The organism is Promicromonospora kroppenstedtii (genome assembly GCF_044389675.1).
GTDB lineage: Bacteria > Actinomycetota > Actinomycetes > Actinomycetales > Cellulomonadaceae > Promicromonospora > Promicromonospora kroppenstedtii.
The window spans coordinates 205,906-224,518 of sequence record NZ_JBIRYI010000003.1; the positions used below are offsets into that span (position 1 = coordinate 205,906).

General features: G+C 72.5%; 14 protein-coding genes. 8 read left to right on the forward strand and 6 right to left on the reverse strand.

Annotated features, from left to right (window positions below; genetic code table 11):
- Positions 1-28: 28 nt before the first annotated feature.
- Positions 29-1,429, forward strand: coding sequence for an FAD-binding oxidoreductase (locus tag ACH47X_RS06640; RefSeq protein WP_397402588.1), 1,401 nt, complete (start codon positions 29-31; stop codon positions 1,427-1,429).
- A 178-nt stretch (positions 1,430-1,607) separates the two neighbouring features.
- Positions 1,608-4,856: a family 78 glycoside hydrolase catalytic domain gene (locus tag ACH47X_RS06645; RefSeq protein ID WP_397402590.1), complete on the forward strand. Its 3,249-nt coding sequence runs from the start codon at positions 1,608-1,610 to the stop codon at positions 4,854-4,856.
- Positions 4,857-4,961: 105 nt separating this feature from the next.
- On the opposite strand, the gene ACH47X_RS06650 is transcribed toward ACH47X_RS06645, so the two are convergent.
- Positions 4,962-5,852 (reverse strand): VOC family protein, encoded by an 891-nt coding sequence (locus tag ACH47X_RS06650; protein ID WP_397402592.1) that lies wholly within the window; start codon positions 5,850-5,852, stop codon positions 4,962-4,964.
- An 84-nt stretch (positions 5,853-5,936) separates the two neighbouring features.
- On the opposite strand from ACH47X_RS06650, the gene ACH47X_RS06655 reads away from it, so the two are divergent.
- Together ACH47X_RS06655 and ACH47X_RS06660 are read left to right on the forward strand one after the other, a co-directional pair.
- Entirely contained in the window at positions 5,937-6,497 is a 561-nt protein-coding gene (locus ACH47X_RS06655; RefSeq protein ID WP_397402594.1) for a GNAT family N-acetyltransferase, read from the forward strand.
- Positions 6,498-6,683: 186 nt separating this feature from the next.
- Complete coding sequence (locus tag ACH47X_RS06660) at positions 6,684-7,586, forward strand: patatin-like phospholipase family protein (RefSeq protein ID WP_397402596.1); 903 nt, start codon at positions 6,684-6,686, stop codon at positions 7,584-7,586.
- A gap of 14 nt (positions 7,587-7,600) precedes the next feature.
- Here the strand turns inward: ACH47X_RS06660 and ACH47X_RS06665 are convergent, their stop codons facing one another.
- The gene (locus ACH47X_RS06665; RefSeq protein WP_397402598.1) at positions 7,601-8,122 is read right to left on the reverse strand and encodes a CGNR zinc finger domain-containing protein; all 522 of its coding nucleotides are present in this window, start codon (positions 8,120-8,122) and stop codon (positions 7,601-7,603) included.
- A 25-nt stretch (positions 8,123-8,147) separates the two neighbouring features.
- On the opposite strand from ACH47X_RS06665, the gene ACH47X_RS06670 reads away from it, so the two are divergent.
- Positions 8,148-8,381: a hypothetical protein gene (locus ACH47X_RS06670; protein ID WP_397402600.1), complete on the forward strand. Its 234-nt coding sequence runs from the start codon at positions 8,148-8,150 to the stop codon at positions 8,379-8,381.
- Positions 8,382-8,391: 10 nt separating this feature from the next.
- Here ACH47X_RS06670 and ACH47X_RS06675 read toward each other — a convergent pair whose 3' ends face one another.
- Positions 8,392-9,090 (reverse strand): GntR family transcriptional regulator, encoded by a 699-nt coding sequence (locus ACH47X_RS06675; protein ID WP_397402602.1) that lies wholly within the window; start codon positions 9,088-9,090, stop codon positions 8,392-8,394.
- 85 nt (positions 9,091-9,175) lie between these two features.
- Here ACH47X_RS06675 and ACH47X_RS06680 point away from each other — a divergent pair, with 85 nt between their 5' ends.
- Complete coding sequence (locus ACH47X_RS06680; protein WP_397402604.1) at positions 9,176-10,573, forward strand: MFS transporter; 1,398 nt, start codon at positions 9,176-9,178, stop codon at positions 10,571-10,573.
- A gap of 54 nt (positions 10,574-10,627) precedes the next feature.
- On the opposite strand, the gene ACH47X_RS06685 is transcribed toward ACH47X_RS06680, so the two are convergent.
- Complete coding sequence (locus ACH47X_RS06685; protein ID WP_397402606.1) at positions 10,628-11,215, reverse strand: hypothetical protein; 588 nt, start codon at positions 11,213-11,215, stop codon at positions 10,628-10,630.
- A gap of 58 nt (positions 11,216-11,273) precedes the next feature.
- Between ACH47X_RS06685 and ACH47X_RS06690 the strand changes: the two genes are divergently transcribed.
- A complete protein-coding gene (locus ACH47X_RS06690; RefSeq protein WP_397402608.1) occupies positions 11,274-12,056 on the forward strand; it encodes a DUF4253 domain-containing protein in 783 nt (260 codons plus the stop codon).
- Positions 12,057-12,238: 182 nt separating this feature from the next.
- Here the strand turns inward: ACH47X_RS06690 and ACH47X_RS06695 are convergent, their stop codons facing one another.
- Both ACH47X_RS06695 and ACH47X_RS06700 read right to left on the reverse strand, forming a co-directional pair.
- Positions 12,239-13,351, reverse strand: a complete 1,113-nt coding sequence (locus ACH47X_RS06695; RefSeq protein ID WP_397402610.1) for a DUF4190 domain-containing protein — start codon at positions 13,349-13,351, stop codon at positions 12,239-12,241.
- Positions 13,352-13,593: 242 nt separating this feature from the next.
- Positions 13,594-16,986 carry a CARDB domain-containing protein gene (locus ACH47X_RS06700; RefSeq protein WP_397402612.1) on the reverse strand — a complete coding sequence of 1,131 codons (3,393 nt, stop codon included), beginning with the start codon at positions 16,984-16,986 and terminating at the stop codon, positions 13,594-13,596.
- Between the two features lie 532 nt (positions 16,987-17,518).
- Here ACH47X_RS06700 and ACH47X_RS06705 point away from each other — a divergent pair.
- Positions 17,519-18,598 (forward strand): class I SAM-dependent methyltransferase, encoded by a 1,080-nt coding sequence (locus ACH47X_RS06705; protein ID WP_397402614.1) that lies wholly within the window; start codon positions 17,519-17,521, stop codon positions 18,596-18,598.
- Positions 18,599-18,613 lie beyond the last annotated feature (15 nt).

An 18,613-nucleotide genomic window follows, 5' to 3' on the forward strand; every position in this document is an offset into this window, starting at 1 on the left:
GCGGCCGCCGCGCGTACGATCCGAGACGATGACCCGTGACGAATCGTCCGCGCTGGCCGCGGCCCTGCAGACCGCCCTGCCCGACGGCGCCGTGCTCACCGGCGGCCCCGACGTCGAGCGCTACGCCCACGACGACGCCGAATGGGCCGAGTACACGACGCCGGCCGCCGTCGTGCTGGCCACGAGCCTGGAGGACGTCGTCACGACCGTCCGGATCGCCGGCGAGCACAGGGCCCCCGTGGTGCCACGCGGCGCCGGGACGGGCCTGTCGGGCGGAGCGAACGCGACGGCCGGCGCCGTGGTGCTGTCGCTGGAGCGCATGACCCGTATCCGCGAGGTCAACGCGGCCGAGCGGTACGCCGTCGTCGAGGCGGGCGTGCTCAACGACGACCTGCGCCGGCACGTGGCGCAGCATGGCCTCTGGTACCCGCCGGACCCGGCGAGCCAGGCCATCTCGACGATCGGCGGCAACGTCGCCACCAACGCAGGCGGCCTGTGCTGCGTCAAGTACGGCGTCACGCGCGACTACGTGCTGGGGATGACCGTGGTGCTCGCCGACGGGTCAGTGGCCCGGCTGGGCCGCACCACCGCGAAAGGCGTCACCGGCTACGACCTGACGGGGCTGCTCGTGGGCTCCGAGGGCACGCTGGGCATCATCGTCGAGGTGACGCTCAAGCTCCGCCCGCTGGGCGGCCGCGAGGACCGCGCGATCGTGGGCTGGTTCCCCTCCCTGGCCGACGCCGGGAACGCGGTCGCCGCCGTCTCCGCCGCCGGGATCGTGCCCGCCGCGCTGGAGCTCATCGACAGCACCTGCCTGCGCGCCGTCGCCGACTGGCAGGACTGGACGCTGCCCGAGGGCGCCGCCGCACTGCTGCTGGCCAAGGTCGACGAGCCGGGGGCCGCGGGCGAGGCGCTCGCCGAGCGGGTCGCCGGCCTCTTCGAGAAGGCGGGCGGCACGCAGGTGGAGCGCGCGTTCGCGCCCGACGAGGTGGACCGGCTGTTCCTGGCCCGCCGACTGGCCTACCCCGCACTGGAGCGGCTGGGGCCCGTGCTCACCGAGGACGTCTGCGTGCCGCGCGGCGCCGTCCCGGAGATGCTGGGCCGCATCGAGCGCATCGCGCGCGACGCCGACGTCGTGATCGCCAACATCGCGCACGCCGGCGACGGCAACCTGCACCCGCTGATCATCGCGCCCGAGGGCGACGACGCCGCCAAGGCCCGCGCCAAGGTGGCCTTCGACCGGATCGTCGACGAGTGCCGGGCGCTGGGCGGGACCGTGACCGGGGAGCACGGCGTCGGCCTGCTCAAGCTGCCGGGCGCTGCGGCCGAGCTGAGCCCCGCGGTGCTCGCGATGCACCGGGCGGTCAAGGACGCGCTGGACCCGCGCGGGCTGCTGAACCCGGGGAAGGCGTTCCCGGCCGCCGGCTGACGTCCTACCGACCATGCACCTGCTGCCAGGACGGCCGCAGAACTGGCACCAACTGCATGGTCGGCAGTTTCGCGACCCCTGGCCCAAGGCGACAAATCACCCCTAAACTGACGCACGCGTGGTTGAAACGTTGCAACGAAGCTCGCTTCTCACCCGATCGCAGCCGCTTGGAGGCGTCATGGCCCTGGACCGCAGAACGTTCCTGAAGACCGCCGGCGTCGCGTCGACGGCAGCCGTGTTCCCCGCCGCGCCCCGGCCGCACGAGGCCGGGGGCGACGTCCGCCTGGCCGACCCCCTCGTCGAGAAGAAGACGAGCCCGCTCGGCATCGACGTCGACCGGCCCCGGTTCTCGTGGACCGTCGAGTCCGGCCGGCGCGGCGTGGAGCAGGAGTCGTACCGGCTGCGGGTCAGCACCCGCGGGCCGCGCCCGCGCCAGGTGTGGGACAGCGGCGTCGTGCCGTCCCGGGAGTCCGCGAACGTCGAGTACGCGGGTCCCGCGCTGGCCCCCGCGACGGAGCACACCTGGCGGGTGGACGTGGTGACCAACCGCGGCCGGAGCACCACGACGTCGTCGTTCCGCACCGGGCTGTACGCCGACGCCGACTGGGCCGGGGCCGAGTGGATCGGCAACGAGCGCGGCCCGGACCAGGTGACCGACCTGCGGTTCGACGACGCCGCCTGGATGTGGGCCGCCGAGGGCGAGCTGCCCGGCCAGGACCGGGCGTTCCGGATCACCCGGTCCGCGCCCGCGGGCACGGCGGCCACACAGGCCGAGGTGCTGATCACCGCCGACGACGCGTTCACGCTCTGGGTGGACGGCGCCGAGGTGGGCGGCACCGAGCCCACCGAGAACGGCTGGCAGTCGGCCCGCTTCTACACGGCCGACCTGACCGGCGCGCCCGGCAGCGACACCGTGCTCGCGGTGCGCGGCGCCAACGACGCCGTGAGCGCCGGCGCCGTGCTCGCCGTCGTCCGCCTCACGTTCTCGGACGGAACCTCCGCCACCGTGACCAGCGGGGACGACTGGAAGGCCGCCACCACCTTCGAGGCGGACTTCGCCCGGCCGGACCTCGACGACTCCGGCTGGGGGCAGGCCGCCCAGATCGCGACCTACGGCTCCGGGCCCTGGGGCAGCGGGGTGCGCCTGCCGATGCCGGACCCGCTGCCGGCGCCGCTGCTGCGCAAGGAGGTCGAGGTCAGGGCGGGCCTGCGGCGCGCCACGCTCTACCTGGCCGCGGGCGGGTACGCGCACGTCTCGCTGAACGGCCGGCCCGCCGACGACCAGGTGCTCGCGCCGGGGTTCTCCGACTACGACGACACCGTGCAGTACACGGCCACCGACCTGACGCGCGGGCTGCTGCAGGGCCGCAACGCGCTGGGCGTCGAGCTCGGCCGCGGCTTCTACGGCATGACGGGCGGCAACGTGTGGCGGTGGGAGGCGCCGCCGTGGCACGACGAGCCCGTGGTCCGGGCGGTGCTGCACCTGGAGTACGCCGACGGCGGCGTCGAGCAGGTGGTCACGGACGGGACCTGGCGGATCCACGCGGGCCCCACGGTGTTCGACGACCTCTACGGCGGCGAGACGTACGACGCGCGCCGCACCCTGCCGGGCTGGGACACGGCCGGGTTCGACGACGACGCGTGGGCCGCCGCCACCGTGCGGCCCGGGCCGCGCGGCGTGCTGGTGAACCAGCGGCAGCAGCCGGTCAAGGTGATCGAGTCCCTGCCCGCCGTCGAGGTCACGGAGCCCGAGCCGGGCGTGTACGTGGTGCGGTTCCCGCGCGTGCTCGCGGGCTGGGTGCGGTATACCGTCGCGGGTCCGGCCGGGGCCACGGTCCGGGCCGCGCACGGCGAGAAGCTGACCGCCGCCGGGCGCGTGAACCTGAGCAACAACGGCGGGTTCCAGGCGGGGTTCCAGACCGACCGGTTCACCCTGGCGGGCACCGGGCAGGCGGAGACGTGGGAGCCGCGGTTCTCGTACAAGGGCTTCCAGTACGTCGAGGTCACCGGGTGGCCGCAGGACGGCCCGCCGCCGATGGACGCGTTCACCGCGCAGGTGGTGCACACGGCCGCCGCGGAGACCGGCACGTTCGACAGCTCCAGCGAGATCATGAACCGCACCCACCGGGCCGTGGTGGACACACTGACCAACAACATCCACGGCATCCCGACCGACACCCCGATGTTCGAGAAGAACGGCTGGACCGGCGACGCCGCCGTCGGCGCGGAGATGTTCCTGCTGAACCTCGACGTGCACGAGCTGTTCGCCAAGTGGCTGCGCGACGTCCACGAGACCCGGGACGAGCAGGGCCGGCCGCTGGTCATCGCGCCGAGCTCCGGCGACTGGGGCGAGTGGGGCGTGTGCCCGCCGTGGCACGCGGCCTACGTGATGATCCCCTGGTGGCTCTACCAGTACGGCGCCGACCGGCGCGTGCTGACCGAGTGCTACGACGGCATGAAGCGGTACGTCGACCTCGAGTTCGACCGGTCCGACGGCGGCATCGTGCCGGACGCGCGGCTCGGCGACTGGGTCAGCCCGGAGGCGAGCCCCGCGGGCGGCAACGCGCCGGAGGACCTGCGGGTCTCGGCCACGGCGTTCCTGTACTCGATGACGCTGTTCATGCGGCGCAGCGCCGGGTTCCTCGGCAAGGCCGCCGACGTCGAGCACTTCGCCCGGAACGCCGCCACGGTCAAGGCCGCGTTCAACGCCGAGTTCCTGGACACCGACGCCGGGTACTACCGGGGCGACGGCGACCGCGGGTACCGGCAGACGCACAACGTGCTCGCCGTCGAGTTCGGCCTGGTGCCCGACGCCGCCACGACGCAGCGGGTGGTCGACAGCATCGTCGCGGACGTGCGCGCCAAGGGCACCACGCTCAACACCGGGGTGCTGGGCACCAAGTGGCTGCTGCCGGTGCTGACCCGGCACGGGCACGCCGACGTCGCCTACGAGCTGGCCACCCAGACCCGGTACCCGAGCTGGGGCTACATGATCGAGCACGGCGCCACCTCCATGTGGGAGCACTGGTCGCTGGAGGCACGCTCGTACGGGCACTACTTCCTGGGCACCGTGGACGACTGGTTCTACCAGCACGTCGCCGGCATCCAGGCGTCGCCCGAGACCGGGTTCCGGGACATCACGATCGCCCCCGCGGTCACCGGGCACCTGGACCGGGCGGCGGCGTCGGTCCGGACGCCCTACGGCAGGGTGGCCAGCGAGTGGCGGCGTACCGGCGACCGGCTCCGGCTGGACGTGACCGTCCCCGTCGGCTCGACGGCGACGGTACGGCTGCCCGCGTCCGGGCCCGACGCCGTCACCGAGCGCGGCCGCCCGCTGGCGCACGTCGAGGGCGTCGAGGGCGTCTCGACCGAGGACGGCGTGGTGCTGGTGCGGGTCGCGTCCGGCCGGTACGCGTTCGTCGCCTAGTGCTTTGTCGCGGATACTGCCGAGGTTCTGTTCAAGCCACGAGGTTGCAACGTTTCGAGCACCCTCCTGCGGGCAGAAGGTCGTGGTCTGAACAGAGCCTCAGCACTAGTCGCCGCCGCCCCGGGCCTCCTCGAACCACTCCGGCGGGGAGAACTGGGACAGCGAGAGCTCGGCGCCGAACGGGTCCCGGATCGCCGCCTCCTTGGTCCACTCGGTCTCCTGTCGCGCCAGGACCGTCGCACCGGCACGCTCCGCGAGAGCGGCGGACGCGTCGCGGTCGGCCACCAAGAAGGTCACGGACCAGTGGGCGGGCCCGGCTGCACGCAGGATCCCGGCCGCGACGTCCGCGAACCCGTCCGGTGCGCCCTGCTGCCGCTCGTAGATGTCCGGGTCGAAGGTGCGGGCCAGGTGGTCACCGTAGCCGGGCACGCGCAGCATCCCCGAACCGAGGTCGTCGCTGTGCTCCCAGCCGAGCAGCGGGCCGTAGAAGCGCAGCGCGGCGTCCAGGTCCGGCGTGCTCAGGTTGCTGAAGTTCCACGTGCCCGGCGCGTTGACGGACTGCGCGCCGGGCCGCGTGCCCGCCTGGACCAGCCGGCAGGTCGCGCCCTGCGGGTCGACGATCCGCGCCATCCGCCCGGCGCGCTCCCCCGGCGGTCCGACGTCCTCGGGCCCCGAGCTCACGATGCCGCCCAGCTCGACCACCCGGGCGGCCGCGGCGTCGGCGTCGTCCACGGCGATGTAGGTGTGCCACATGACCTCGCCGTCGAAACCGGCCGACGGCGTCCCGATCGCGCCGACCGTGGTCGCCTCCGTGCCGTCGAGCGACGCGACGACGTAGCGCCCGGGCACGCCGGGCGGCAGCCGCTCGGTGTACCGCCAGCCGAACAGGTCGGCGTAGAAGGCGAGCGCCGCGTCGACGTCGTGCGTCTCCAGGTCGATCCAGCTCGGCACGCCGTGGGGGTAGGTGCGCGGCGGGGTGGTGGGTGTGTCAGCCATGACGTCCTCCAGGTCGGATCCGCTACCCCCGATACTGCCTCCCGCCACTGACATCCGCTGCCGGGCCACCAGTAGTCTGCGCCCATGGCAGACCTGGGAAGCGTCACCTGGCCGCCCGAGCCGATCCGCACCAAGCGGCTGATGCTGCGCGAGCCCGAGGCCCGCGACCGGGCGGCGCTCATCGAGCTGAACGCGTCGCCCGAGGTGGGGGCGTACATCGGCGGAGCGCGTCCTCGCGACGAGCTGGAGGCCGCGATCCCGGCGGTGCCGAAGGGCCGGCCGGGTCAGTTCGTGGTCGACCTGGACGGGGCGATGATCGGGGCCATCACGCTCGAGAGCCGCGACGGCGAGCACCAGGCGCCCCGGGCCGCCGGGAAGGTCGAGCTGGGCTACCTGTTCCTGCCGCAGGTGTGGGGCCGGGGCTACGCCGCGGAGTCGTGCGCGGCCGTGCTCGACTGGTTCTCGGGGGTGCTTCCGGGCGAGCCCGTGGTGCTGACCACGCAGACCGCCAACGTGCGCTCGGTGCGCCTCGCGACGCGGCTGGGCTTCGTCGAGACGGCACGGTTCGAGGCGTACGGCGCCGAGCAGTGGTTCGGCGTGCGGTCCCCGGGGATCCAACAGGGCGTGGGTCGCTCAGCCCTCTGACGCGGCGCAGCCGATTGCGCGTCCCGACGGCGGGACGGTAGCGTCTGCGGTGATCGTGTACCGACCGCAGGAGGTGAGACCCGTGAACGCAGTGACCGCACCGGGTGCTCCCCCGCAGTCCACGATCCCGACGACGATCTAGTCGCCACGGGAGCGCCGCACCAGCAATCGCGAAAGGCGACTCCCATGAACACCACACCCTCTTCTGCTGTACCCCGTGCCCGCGCACTCGTCCTCGGGGGCGGCGGGGCGACCGGCAACGCCTGGCTGATCGGCGTCGTCGCCGGGCTGTCCGACGCCGGCGTCGACGTGACCACCGCCGACCTGACCCTCGGGACGTCGGCCGGGTCGACCACGGCGGCCCAGCTCGGCGGGGCGACTCCCGCCGAGCTGTACGCCGCCGTCCTCGCCGCACCGGCCCCAGCCGGCGCCAGGCCGACCCAGGATCCTGCCCGCGTCAGCGCGGCCGCCGACCAGATGGAACGCACCCGCCGGATCGTCGAGGGCGCCACGGACGTGGCCGACATGCGTCGGCGGCTGGGCGCGGCGGCCCTCGACCTGCCCGGCACGTCGGACGACGCGGTGCAGGCACGGTGGCGCGCCACCGTCGCCGCCCGCCTCCCCGACCAGGCGTGGCCGGACCGGCCGATCGCCCTCACGGCCGTCGACGCCCGCACCGGCGAGCCCGTCCTGTTCGACCGGCACAGCGGCGTGGACCTGGCGGACGCCGTCGCGGCGAGCTGCTCCAGCGGCTTCGCCTACCGCATCGGCGAGCGCCGGTACATCGACGGCGGCTACCGGGCCAACGCCGAGAACGCCGACCTGGCGGCCGGGTACGCGCGCGTGCTCGTGCTGTCCCCGTTCGGCGGCCGCACGCGGGCGCCCGCGGACTGGGGCCTGGACCTCGCCACGCAGGTGCGTGCGCTACGGGCCGGCGGCAGCCGGGTCGAGACGGTCTTCCCGGGCGACGCCGCCGCGCTCATGTCGGGCGCCGGCGCGATGGACTACTCGCGGCGTCCGGCCGTGGCGCAGGCGGGCTACGAGCAGGGGAGGTCCCTCGCCGGGCAGGTGGGCGAGCTCTGGCGCTGAGCCAGGTGTGATGCCTAGGGCGCCGACCGCCCGCGGTGCCGTCGCACCGCGGCGCGGTTGGCGCAGCGCACCGAGCAGTAGCGTTGCCGACCGTTGCGGGTCACGTCGACCACGACGTTCGTGCAGGGCTCCGACGCGCAGCGCGCCAGGCGGTGCATGCCGCGGGTGACGAGGTGGAGCGAGGTGCCCACGCTGATCACGGCCCGCAGCACCGCCGAGAGCACCTGGTTCTCGTCGCGGTAGTGCAGGTGCCAGCCCTCGCCGTCGTGGTCGGTCAGGCGCGGGTAGGCCGCCACGGCGGCCATCTGGGCGTTCAGCAGCGCGGCGCGCTGCTCGGGGTCCGGCGTGTCCACGACGCGCAGCCAGTCGTCGATGGCCCGGCGGGCGTGCGCGTGGTCGGCCGGCTCCTCGCGGAACTCCATCGTCATGCCGAACTCGCGGGTGCGGTCCTCGATCCCCGCCCGGTCGTCCGGCCAGTCGTTGGCCAGGGACGCGGCGAGCAGTACCGCGTACTCGCCGTAAGGGTTGAGATGCACAAGGCCATTACAGCATCGTGGAGGCATGACGACGACCGAGACGGCACTCCGGGCCGACGCCGACGCAAGCACCAGCACCAGCACCAGCACCAGCAACCTGGGGCACGAGCACTCGTGGACGACGGACTCGCGCCACCCCACCTCGGCCGGCTGGGTGCTCTACGTGCGGTGCACGGGGTGCGGGGCGCACCGCGTGGACCTGGAGACCCGCACGGACGCGCCGCCGGCCGCCCTCAGCAGGGCGGTCGGCGGCGCATGACCCCAGGGCACTACGCCCGCGCGAACAGCTCCGGCCGCTCCACCTGGATGTGCGTGATGTCCTGCAGCACCACGCGCAGGTGTTCGCGGAGCCGCGCGACGGCCGCGGCGACGTCGCCCAGGTCGAGCGCGTCGATCACGCTCTCATGCTGCTCGATGAGGCCGGTCATCTTGCCACCCTCGGGCAGCGAGAGCCGCCGGGCGCGGTCCATCTGCGCCTTCGCGGACGCCACGATGCGCCACGCGGACTCGTGCCCGCAGGCGCGCATGAGCCGCAGGTGGAACTCCTCGTCGAGGTCGAAGAACGCAGCGGCGTCCTCGGCGTGCTCCGCCTCGTGCTGCCGCACGATCAGGGCGCGCAGCTCGGCGACGTCGCCCGCGGTCACCAGGGCGCCGCCCTGCTCCAGCGACGAGCACTCGATGGCCTCGCGCACGAACTGGGCCGAGACGACGTCCTCGTAGCGAATGGGCCCCACGAAGCTGCCGCGCTGCGGGAACACCTCCACGAGCCCCTCCTCGGCGAGCAGGATCAGGCTCTCACGCACCGGGGTGCGGCTGACGCCGAGGCGTGAGCCGATCTCGGCCTCCGACAGCGGCTCGCCCGGGGCCAGCTCCAGCCCGATGATCTGCCGGCGGAGCCAGGTGTGGACCAGACGGCGGGTGTTCTCCCCGCGGACCCGGGCGGTGGTCAGGAGTGGCGGCGTCGACATGCCCTGATTCTGCCGTAGATCCGCGATCGTGTTCTAGCGCACTAGTATGCTAGCGTCCCGGGGTGATCCACTGCGAGGAGGCAGCATGAGCGGCACCCCGGCCGGCACGGTCGACCCGAAGACGCTGCGAAAGACCGTCGGCGCGTCCGTCATCGGCACCATCGCCGAGTACTACGACTTCTTCATCTACGGCACGGCCTCGGCCCTGGTGTTCAACCAGATCTTCTTCCCCGAGGCCGACCCGCTGGTCGGGACGCTCGCCGCGTTCTCGACGTACGCGGTGGGCTTCTTCGCCCGGCCGCTCGGCGGACTGGTCTGGGGCCACATCGGTGACCGGCTGGGCCGCAAGAAGGCGCTCGTGTTCACCCTGCTGCTCACCGGGCTCGGCACGTTCGCCGTCGGCCTGATGCCCACCTACGAGCAGATCGGCATGTGGGCGGCCGTCATCCTTGTGGTCGTCCGGCTCATCCAGGGCTTCGGCGTCGGCGGTGAGCAGGGCGGCGCGGTCCTGCTCACGGCCGAGGCGTCGCCGCAGAAGCGGCGCGGCTTCTACGCGAGCTTCGTGCAGCTCGGCTCCCCCGTGGCCTACCTCATCCCGACGGCACTGTTCGCCGGCCTGCAGCAGTGGATGGACGAGGACGCGTTCCTCGCCTGGGGCTGGCGCGTGCCGTTCCTGCTGTCGATCGTCGTGGTCGCCGTCGGCCTGTACATCCGGTCGAAGGTCGACGAGTCCGAGACCTTCAAGGCCGCCCGCGAGCGCAAGGCCGAGTCGCACGCCCCGCTGCGCCAGCTGTTCGGCCAGCGCCGTCGCGAGGTGGTGGGCGGGTTCTTCGCCAAGTTCGTCGAGGCCGCGATGTTCCCCTTCTACACGATCTTCCTGGTCGCGTACGCGGACAACAACGGCTACAGCTCCGGCCTGGTGCTGGAGGCGGTCATCATCGCGATCCTGGTCGAGATCGTCATGATCCCGGTGTGGGGGCACATCACCGACCGCGTCGGACGCCGCCCGGTGTTCCTGACGCTGGCCGTGCTGAACCTGCTGCTCATCGTGCCCGCGTTCCTCGCGGTGCAGACCGAGAACCTCGCGGTGATCACGGCGCTGCTCGTGGTCGGCCTCGGGCTCGGCCACTCCGGCACCTACGCCCCACAGGCGTCGTTCTTCCCCGAGCTCTTCGACTCCTCGGTGCGCTACTCGGGCGTCTCGGTGGTGTGGCAGTTCGGCGCCATGGTCGCCTCGGGCCCGTTCACCGTGGTCGCCACGGCGCTGCTGGTCGCGGCCGACGGCGGCTTCTGGCTGGTCGCCGGGTACACGGCGCTGCTCGTGGTGTGCTCGATCGTCGCTCTCGTCATGCTGCCCGAGACGGCGCCCGCACGGCGTGGCGGCGTGGAGTACGCGAGCTGGCCCGCGCTCGGTGGTGCTGGTTCGGCGGGCGGCGCTGCGGCGGTCGACGGCGGCGCGCCGGCCGCGGCGACGCAGGACTGACGACACGCTGCGCGGACGTCGCCCCGGACACGGGGCGGCGTCCGCGTTGCTGTGTCAGACGCGGTTGGCGCGGACCGGGTCCCCGGGGGCGGACGGCGCCCGGGTCAGCACCCTGACGACGTCGTCGACCGCTGCGGACGCACGGTCCGCGTGCTGCCACCTCGGGTACCGGACCACCGCCTGCTCGATCAGCACCCGGTGGAGCGTGACCGCCTGCCACCCGAGGTATCGGACGGCGGAGGTGACGTGGCCCCGGATCTTGAGCTGCCCGACGGCGACGGCGACCGCGGTCTGCGCGGCCGCGGTGACGAGGTGATCGTCTTCCTCGGGGCCTGCCGCCCACTCCCGGGCCACGGCCGAGTCGGCCGACCAGAGCCCGTCGGGCACCCCGAAGCCGTCCAGGCTGTCGACGAGGAACGCCGGGGCCTCGTCGTCGACCCCGCCCGCCAGGTACCACTCCGCGAGCGCCCCGAGGGTGTCGTGCCCGTGGTCGCTGCCGAAGGGCGCGAACTCGTCGGCGCCGTCGTAGAACGACCACGGCGCCAGCGCGACGAACGCGGGGTGGCTTGTCTCGGGAGCGAGCCCGTCGTCGTCGGAGTCCACACAGATGCCGCGCGCCTGCCAGAGTGCCGGGTCTCGCATGGTCAGGAAGCGTAGCCGCCAGTCGGCGATGTCAGAGGTGCCGCATAACCTGCGGACCGTGACCAACACCGACTTCCCGACGCTGCCCGATGCGCTCCCGCCCGGCCGCCTCGTGCACGCGGCGGAGGATCTCCCGAACCGCCCGCAGAAGCCGCTGCTGTGGATGTCCGACGAGCCCGTCGAGGGCGTCGCGGCGGAGTGGACGCTGCTGCGGGCGGAGCACGAGCGGACCGGCCTGTACCCGGTGCTGCTGGAGCACGACCCAGACAGGGGGTGGGACGACCGCTGGTATCTCGCGGGCAACACCGGCGACCTCGACGTCGACCCCGAGTCGGCGCTGCGCACGCTGTGGGACCAGCTCCAGGAGGTCCGGGAGCCCGAGGAGGACGACGAGGACGAGATCCCCGAGGAGGAGTGGCCGTCCGGGCCGTGGCCGGGTCTGGCGCGAGCGGGCGCCGGCGACGACAGCCCCGAGGCCATGGCCGATGAGTTCGCTGTGTACCTCCAGGGCAACGAGGACTTCCACGGGCGAACGCGCCGATGGCGACTCGGCCTGATCCCCGCTGACGACGGCGCCGACGCGCTCACGCTCGCCGGATGGGACGGACCCTGCAACCACACCAACTCGATCGAGCTCGGGGCGCGCGTCGTCGGGCTCGGACCGGACATGCTCTGGCTGTCGGTCGCCCGCCCACCGCAGGACCTCGACCACGCCCGGGCGGTCGCGCTCGAGCACTTCGCGTTCTGCCCGGACAACATCTGGCAGAGCGGCAACAACACGGTCGACAAGTACGCCTCATCGCTCATCGGAGTGAACGTCTGGACGTTCTGGTGGGACTGAGACCCGCTGCCGTGGCCCACTAGAAGGACCGCCCCGAGGGTCCGGGAAGTCCTTACCTCTCGGAGATGTGTTGCGCTGCGTAGACATTGTTCACGCAGCGCAACACACCTCCGAGACATACATTCACCCCGCTGCGCGGTCGCCGCCGGTCTGCGCCCCGGCGCCCGGCCGCAGCCCGACCCTCACTCGACGAACCGCTCCACCGACTCCACGCGGTAGACGGCGTCCGCCGGGACGCCCTCGAAGAAGTCGACGGCGACCTTCTCCTTCTCGCCGGGACCGAGCTTCTCGACGAACACCGGGCCCCGGTCGTAGGTCTTCTTGCCGTTCTTGCTCTCGGCGACCAGCGTGGCGCTGTACGTGAACGCCTGGGTCCCGCCATTGGTCACCACGACCGGGACCGAGATCCAGCCGGGCTGCTTGATCTCGGCAGAACCGACCGCGAGGTCAGCGCCCAGGTCCACGAAGCCGACGTCCTCGAACTCCGCGATGGTCAGCGCCGGGACGGTCACGGTGCCGCCGAGGTCGGTCCTGAGCTCGAACGAGCCGGTCACCACGGCATGGATCCGCAGCACGTCGCCCGTCTCCACGCCGTCGAGCATCACCTCCGGCCCGATGACGACGGCCGGGTCCTCCAGCTCTCGCTCGGTACCCGGCTGGTCCACCCCGAGGCCACCGAGGAACCGGTCGGTGCCGGTGGTGCTGTCGAACCTCGCGACCTCGGCGAAGACCACGACGGCCTGCCCCTCGGCGTCGCCGGGGTGCTCGACGACGGACTTCCACTGGGCCGCGTCGACCTCGACGAAGTCGGCAGGAGGAGCAGGTGTGGCTCCGCCCTCAGGAGCGGCCGTACTCCGGTCCACGATCGCCCTCGCCGCGTCGGACACGAACGTGGACGCCGCCATCGCGACGAACACGCCGAGCACCACGCCGACTATCGACAGGACGATGCCGGCGATCGCGGCGCCGCGCCCGGTCGGCGGGTCGGTGCGGCGCGACCGGGCCAGGCCCACGAACCCGAGAATGATGCCGAGGATCGACGGCACGAAGGGGAGGCTGAGGAACAGCGACGTGATACCGAGCACGAGGCTCGTCGTCGCGTGCGGGTTGACCTGCGCGGCCGGCGCACCGGCCGAACCGTACGGCGCGGAGCCGTGCGGAGACGGCACGACCGACGGCGGCGTGGGCCCCGGGGCCGCGGAGGACGGCGGGGCCAACGGCAGGGTCTCCGACGTCGGCGGTTCGGACGCGGTGAACCTCAGGTCCTGGGTCCGCTCGAACTCCCGCTCACCCACCGTGGTCCTCCGTCGCCGTGCCTCGTCGTGCGCGTCGCCGGCTCCGCTCGGCCCGAGCGGCGTGCGCTCTCTTGGAAGGGAATCGTACGGGCCGATAGTGGACAAGTAGCCGAAAAATCTCGAACAAGGACATTGCCACCCGGGTGAACTCCCAGGTCACGCCCGCACGTCGAGTTCCCCCCACCTGCGCGACGGCGCGGGGCACCGGCAGCGCGCGCCGGCACCCCGCGCCGTCGTCGGCCCTACTGGCCGGTGAAGACGAACGTCGAGCCGGGCTCCTTCTCGATGTCCCCCTCACCGGAGTTGGTGACGGTCACGTTCGACAGGATCGCGTTGCCGCGAGCGCCACCCATCGCGAGGATGCCGGAACCGTTGTTCGACTTGTCGATCCGGACGTTCGTGATGCGGACGTCCGGCATGTTGCCGCCGCCGTTCTTGAACTGGATGCCGTCGTACGTGGAGTCGACGATGTCCGTGTCGCGGATGGTGACCCCGGTGATGTCGTGGGTCTGCGGAAAGATCGTGATCGCCCCGAACTCCTGGTCCTCGTTCCAGAACGCCCCGCCGGTGCGGTAGAGGCCGTTGTTGGCGATGAGCGTCGTCCCCGAGAACGGCAGGGGGTCGTGGTCGGTCGCCAGCATGATGCCGGGGTAGTTCATGGTGTCGGAGATCAGGTTGTTCTCGATGCTGTTGTCGTAGCCGCCGTAGATCGCGATGCCGTTGGCGCGCCACGGCAGCTGAACCGTGTTGTTGCGGAACGCGTTGTCGTGCCCGATGTCGACGGTGCGGTCCTTGACGTACGGGTTGGCCCAGACGGCGAGCGCGTCGTCGCCGGTGTTGCGGAAGGTCGAGTTGAAGACGAGCGAGTTGCGCGTCCCGTTGCTGAAGTTGATGCCGTCCGCGTAGGTGTTGCGGATACGCATCCCGGAGAACTCGACGCCGTCGCCGGGACCCCACAGCTCGGGGATGTTGGTGTAGTCGCGCCCGACCCATACCCCGACGTTGGCGTGCTCGATCCACACGTTGGTGATCTTCGTGTCCTGCCCGAACCGCCCGTTGAGGCCGACGCCGCCCTCCTCCTGACCGTTGTTGCCGCGGATGTCGCCGGAGCCGAAGATCGCGATGTCGGAGATCTGGACGTTGTCGTCGATGTCGAACCCGAAGTTGCCCTCGTGCGGGTGGTTGATGACGCCAGGGGCGAGGTGCGGCTTGATCAGGCTGTAGAGCTGCGAGTGCCACATGCCCGCACCGCGGATGGTGACGTCGCTGATGCCCACCTGGTTGTGCGTGCCGCGGTCGAGCGGGTCGTCCGTGAGGATCTTCTTCTCCTGGCGCCACTGGCCGGCCGGGATCCACACGCAGTCGATCTCGCCCTCCTGGTCGGCGGTGACGGCGGCCTGGATGGCGGCGGTGTCCTCCAGCCCGTCGTTCGGGACGGCACCGTACTCGGTGATGGACGTGCACTGCGCCGGCTTGGAGGCGGGCGGCGCGACCTGCTCGAGCTCGACCAGGTCGATGATGTAGAAGGACGCGTCGTCCCCGGCGTCGCGCTGCAGCTTGAACACCGTGCCCGCCGGGAAGGACCGGTTCAGCAGGGCGTGCGACTCGTCGAACAGGCGGCGGGCGTCGCCGCCCGGGGTGTTGACGAGACCCTCGGGCTGGTCGGTGGTCCCGTACAACCACGAGTGCTTCGAGGAGAGCGTCAGCTTCTGCACGAACTGGCCGTCCGCGTACAGGCTGATCGTCTTCTCCTGTCCCCCGCCGGCGGCGGCGTCGGGGATCGAGTTGCGGACGACGATCGAGTTGGTCGGGTTGGTGGACGTGAACTGCACGTACTGGCCCGTGCTGTTCAGCCGCACCGACTCGCGGCCCGAGGACTCGGTGGCGAAGTTGGTGTGCCCGAACGTGCGCAGCGGGTCGGTCTGCAGGAGCGTGCCGTTGTGCTGTCCGTCCTCGGCCTCGTAGGTGGTGTACGGCACGGCCGCGCCGCGGCCCACGGTCACCGCGAGCGTGCCCGCGTTGTTGTCCTCGTCGGTCTCGTCGACGACGTCGGTCGCGTCCGCCGTGGCGGTCACGGTGACGCCGCCGTTGGTCGCCGTCCACGAGCCGGTGGGGGTGACGGTGACGGTGCCGCCCGCCGGCACGGCCGGCGTCGTCCCGTTGAGGGTGGTGGAGCCGGCGACGACGCGCGTGACCGAACCGGCCGCGGCGGACTGGTTGCCGCGGTTACGCACCTGCACGCTGAACGACACGGCCGCGCCGACCGCGGGGTTGGCCGGGTTCGAGGACACGGAGACGACCTCCAGGTCCGGCCCGGGCGCCTCACCGACCACGAGCTTGGCGGACGCCGTGAACGCGTTGTCGGTCTCGTTCTGCTCGGCGACCGCGTTGCCGGGGTCGACGACGGCGCCGACCGTGTACTCGCCCGCGGGCTTGGTGCCGGCCGCGACCGTCACCTGGGCGGTCGCGCCGGGCTGGAGCGCGGCGACGTCCGCCGAGCCCGCCGTGCTGCCGCCGATCTTCCCGTCCAGCGTGGTGGCCGCCGAGGCCCGGTCGCCCGTGTTCTTCACGGTCGCCGTGAGCGTCAGGGGCGTGGTCGCCGTCGGCGAGGCCGGGGACGCCGTCACCGCCGTGACCGTGAGGTTCGGGTTCGGCGCCGGGGCGCCGTAGACCTCGAGCTCCGCTACCTGCCCGTTGCCCGCCCCGGTGTTGGCGGTGAAGCGCAGGCGGACGTCGGTGACCGTGCCGGTCACGGGGACGTCCACGAGGTTGCCGCTCCCGGGCGCGAACGCGTACCCGGCGGACGCCTTGAGCTCCTGCCACGCCCCCGTGCCGGTGCGTCCCCAGACCGAGAAGGTCTGGGTGCGCGCGCCCCAGGCACCGTCGGGATTCACGCGCACCCGCACGCCGCTGACCTGCGTGGGCGCGGCCAGGGAGACGTCGAGCGTGGACGGGTACTGCCCGCCGGCACCCTCCCAGTACGTGCCGGTCTGGCCGTCCACCGCGTTGGCGACGACGTAGGTCCACTCGGTCGACGACGCGGCCGCGGGCCGGTTCAGGGCGTAGTTGGTGCCGGTCGGGTCGGTGGGGTCCGGCGGGTCGGTCGGGTCCGGGTCGCCCGTGGGCGTGCCCCAGACCTGCAGCTCGGAGACCTGGCCGTTGCCCGCGCCGGTGTTGGCGCTGAACGCGAGGCGCACCTCGTCGGCCTCCCCGTCCAGCGGGACCTCGACGGTGTTGCCGCTCGCCGGGTCGAACGAGTAGGCGGCCGAGGCCTTGAGGGTGCGGAACGACGACTCGCCGTCGGACCGGCCGAGCACGCTGAACGTCTGCGTGCGCGGCGACCACGCGGCGGGCGGAGGGAGCTTGACGACGACGCGCTCGACGTCGGCCTCCTGCCCGAGGTCGACCGTGAGGTGCGCCGGGTACTGCCCGCCCGCGCCCTCCCAGTAGGACGAGACGTTCCCGTCGTTCGCGTTGGCCGCGACGTACGTCTGCGTCACGGACGACGCCGTGATCGGCTTGCCGAGGGCGAGGTCGGTGGCGTCCGCGGCGTGCGCGACGGCGGCCAGTCCGAACGGCGCGACGAGTGCCAGCGCGGCGCCCGTCACGACCGTGTGCTTCCAGGGGATTCTCATGAACGTCCTCGTTCTCCCGCCGGGGCGGGCTCGGCCACCCGCGGGCGTCGTCGCCCGACGCCGTCGCGCCCGTCGTGGCGCGCGTCGACGTCCTGGGTGGATCGGGTCGGCGCCACCGAGGCAGCCGTGGAGAACTGCCGAACCGGGGGCGAGAGTGCAGAGTTGCAGTACGTGCACTGCTTTGTGCTCGTCTTCTGTCAATTTCTTGCAGTCTTGCGGTTCGGATATTACGAGGGCGAATCCTGGGGCGTCAAGGGCGCGGCGAGGTCTCGCCGCGCGCGTACCGCCACTAGGTCTGCGGTGCGGGCACGGGCATGCCCGAGGAGATCGTGCGCAGCTACCTCGCCGACCCGTTCCTCTACGGCGGCCGGTCGTTCTGCACGGGGTGCGGCGACTATGTGTCGAAGGCGGAGCTGCGCGGGGTGGGGCGGCGACGCAGTCAGGGGACGACGCACAGTCGTCCGCGGGCTTCCCCGAAAGATCCCCCGCTCCCGCTCTGGTGCCCCCGCGCCGCCAGGCGGACCGTGGAGGGATGGATCCCAGCCCGGAAGCGCCCACGGCCGAGGCCGTCGCCGAACGCCTCTTCGGCGCCGTCCTCGGCACCGTGGACCTGATGTCGACCTTCCTGGGCGACCGCCTGGGCTGGTACCGCTCACTGGCCGAGGACGGCCCCGCGACCCCGCCGCAGCTCGCCGAGCGCACCGGCACCGATGCCCGCTACGCGCGCGAGTGGCTGGAGCAGCAGACCGTCACCGGCCTGCTGCACCTCGACTCCGACGGCGCCGCCGACGAGCGCGTCTTCAGCATCCCGGCGGCCACCGCGGAGGTCATGACCGACCAGCACAGCCTCAGCTTCCTGGCGCCCCTCGGCCGGATGTTCGGCGCGGTCGGCCCCGCTCTTCCCCGGCTGCTCGACGCCTACCGCACCGGCGACGGGATCAGCTGGGCCGAGCTCGGCGACCACGCCCGCGAGGGGCAGGCGGACGCGAACCGGCCGTGGTTCGAGCACCGGCTGGCCGACGCGCTCGCCGGCGTCACCGACCTGCACGGACTGCTTGCGCGCCCCGGTGCCCGCGTCCTCGACGTCGGCAGCGGCGGCGGGTGGTCGAGCATCGCGCTGGGCAACGCCTACCCCGACGCCACGGTGCACGGGATCGACATCGACGCGCCGTCGGTCGTGATGGCGGCCGCGAACGCACGGACAGCCGGCGTCTCCGACCGGGTCCGGTTCTCGCACGGGGACGCCGCGGAGCTTCCGGTCGAACACTATGACGTGGCCTTCGCCTTCGAGTGCGTCCACGACATGCCCCGGCCCGTCGACGTGCTCACTGCCGTCCGGAGGTCGCTCACGGCCGGCGCCCCGCTGATCGTGATGGACGAGGCCGTCGCCGAGACGTTCGCACCTGACGGCGACGAGCTCGAGCGGATGATGTACGGCTTCAGCCTCTTCGTCTGTCTGCCCGACGGCCGCTCCAGCAGCCCGAGCGCGGCCACCGGTACGGTCATGCGCCCCGATCGCCTGCGGGAGTACGCCCTGGCAGCCGGGTTCGGCACGGTCGAGGCGCTGCCGATCACGGACTTCGGCTTCTTCCGGTTCTACCGGATCACCTGAGCACCTCGGGGCTCC

Excerpts from the sequence above, each read along its gene's own strand:
- ACH47X_RS06640 (WP_397402588.1), top strand. The coding sequence starts at position 29 with ATGACCCGTGACGAATCGTCCGCGCTGGCCGCGGCCCTGCAGACCGCC.
- ACH47X_RS06650 (WP_397402592.1), bottom strand. The coding sequence starts at position 5,852 with ATGGCTGACACACCCACCACCCCGCCGCGCACCTACCCCCACGGCGTG.
- ACH47X_RS06680 (WP_397402604.1), top strand. The coding sequence starts at position 9,176 with ATGAGCGGCACCCCGGCCGGCACGGTCGACCCGAAGACGCTGCGAAAG.
- ACH47X_RS06660 (WP_397402596.1), top strand. The coding sequence starts at position 6,684 with ATGAACACCACACCCTCTTCTGCTGTACCCCGTGCCCGCGCACTCGTC.
- ACH47X_RS06670 (WP_397402600.1), top strand. The coding sequence starts at position 8,148 with ATGACGACGACCGAGACGGCACTCCGGGCCGACGCCGACGCAAGCACC.
- ACH47X_RS06675 (WP_397402602.1), bottom strand. The coding sequence starts at position 9,090 with ATGTCGACGCCGCCACTCCTGACCACCGCCCGGGTCCGCGGGGAGAAC.
- ACH47X_RS06705 (WP_397402614.1), top strand. The coding sequence starts at position 17,519 with ATGGATCCCAGCCCGGAAGCGCCCACGGCCGAGGCCGTCGCCGAACGC.
- ACH47X_RS06655 (WP_397402594.1), top strand. The coding sequence starts at position 5,937 with ATGGCAGACCTGGGAAGCGTCACCTGGCCGCCCGAGCCGATCCGCACC.
- ACH47X_RS06645 (WP_397402590.1), top strand. The coding sequence starts at position 1,608 with ATGGCCCTGGACCGCAGAACGTTCCTGAAGACCGCCGGCGTCGCGTCG.
- ACH47X_RS06700 (WP_397402612.1), bottom strand. The coding sequence starts at position 16,986 with ATGAGAATCCCCTGGAAGCACACGGTCGTGACGGGCGCCGCGCTGGCA.
- ACH47X_RS06685 (WP_397402606.1), bottom strand. The coding sequence starts at position 11,215 with ATGCGAGACCCGGCACTCTGGCAGGCGCGCGGCATCTGTGTGGACTCC.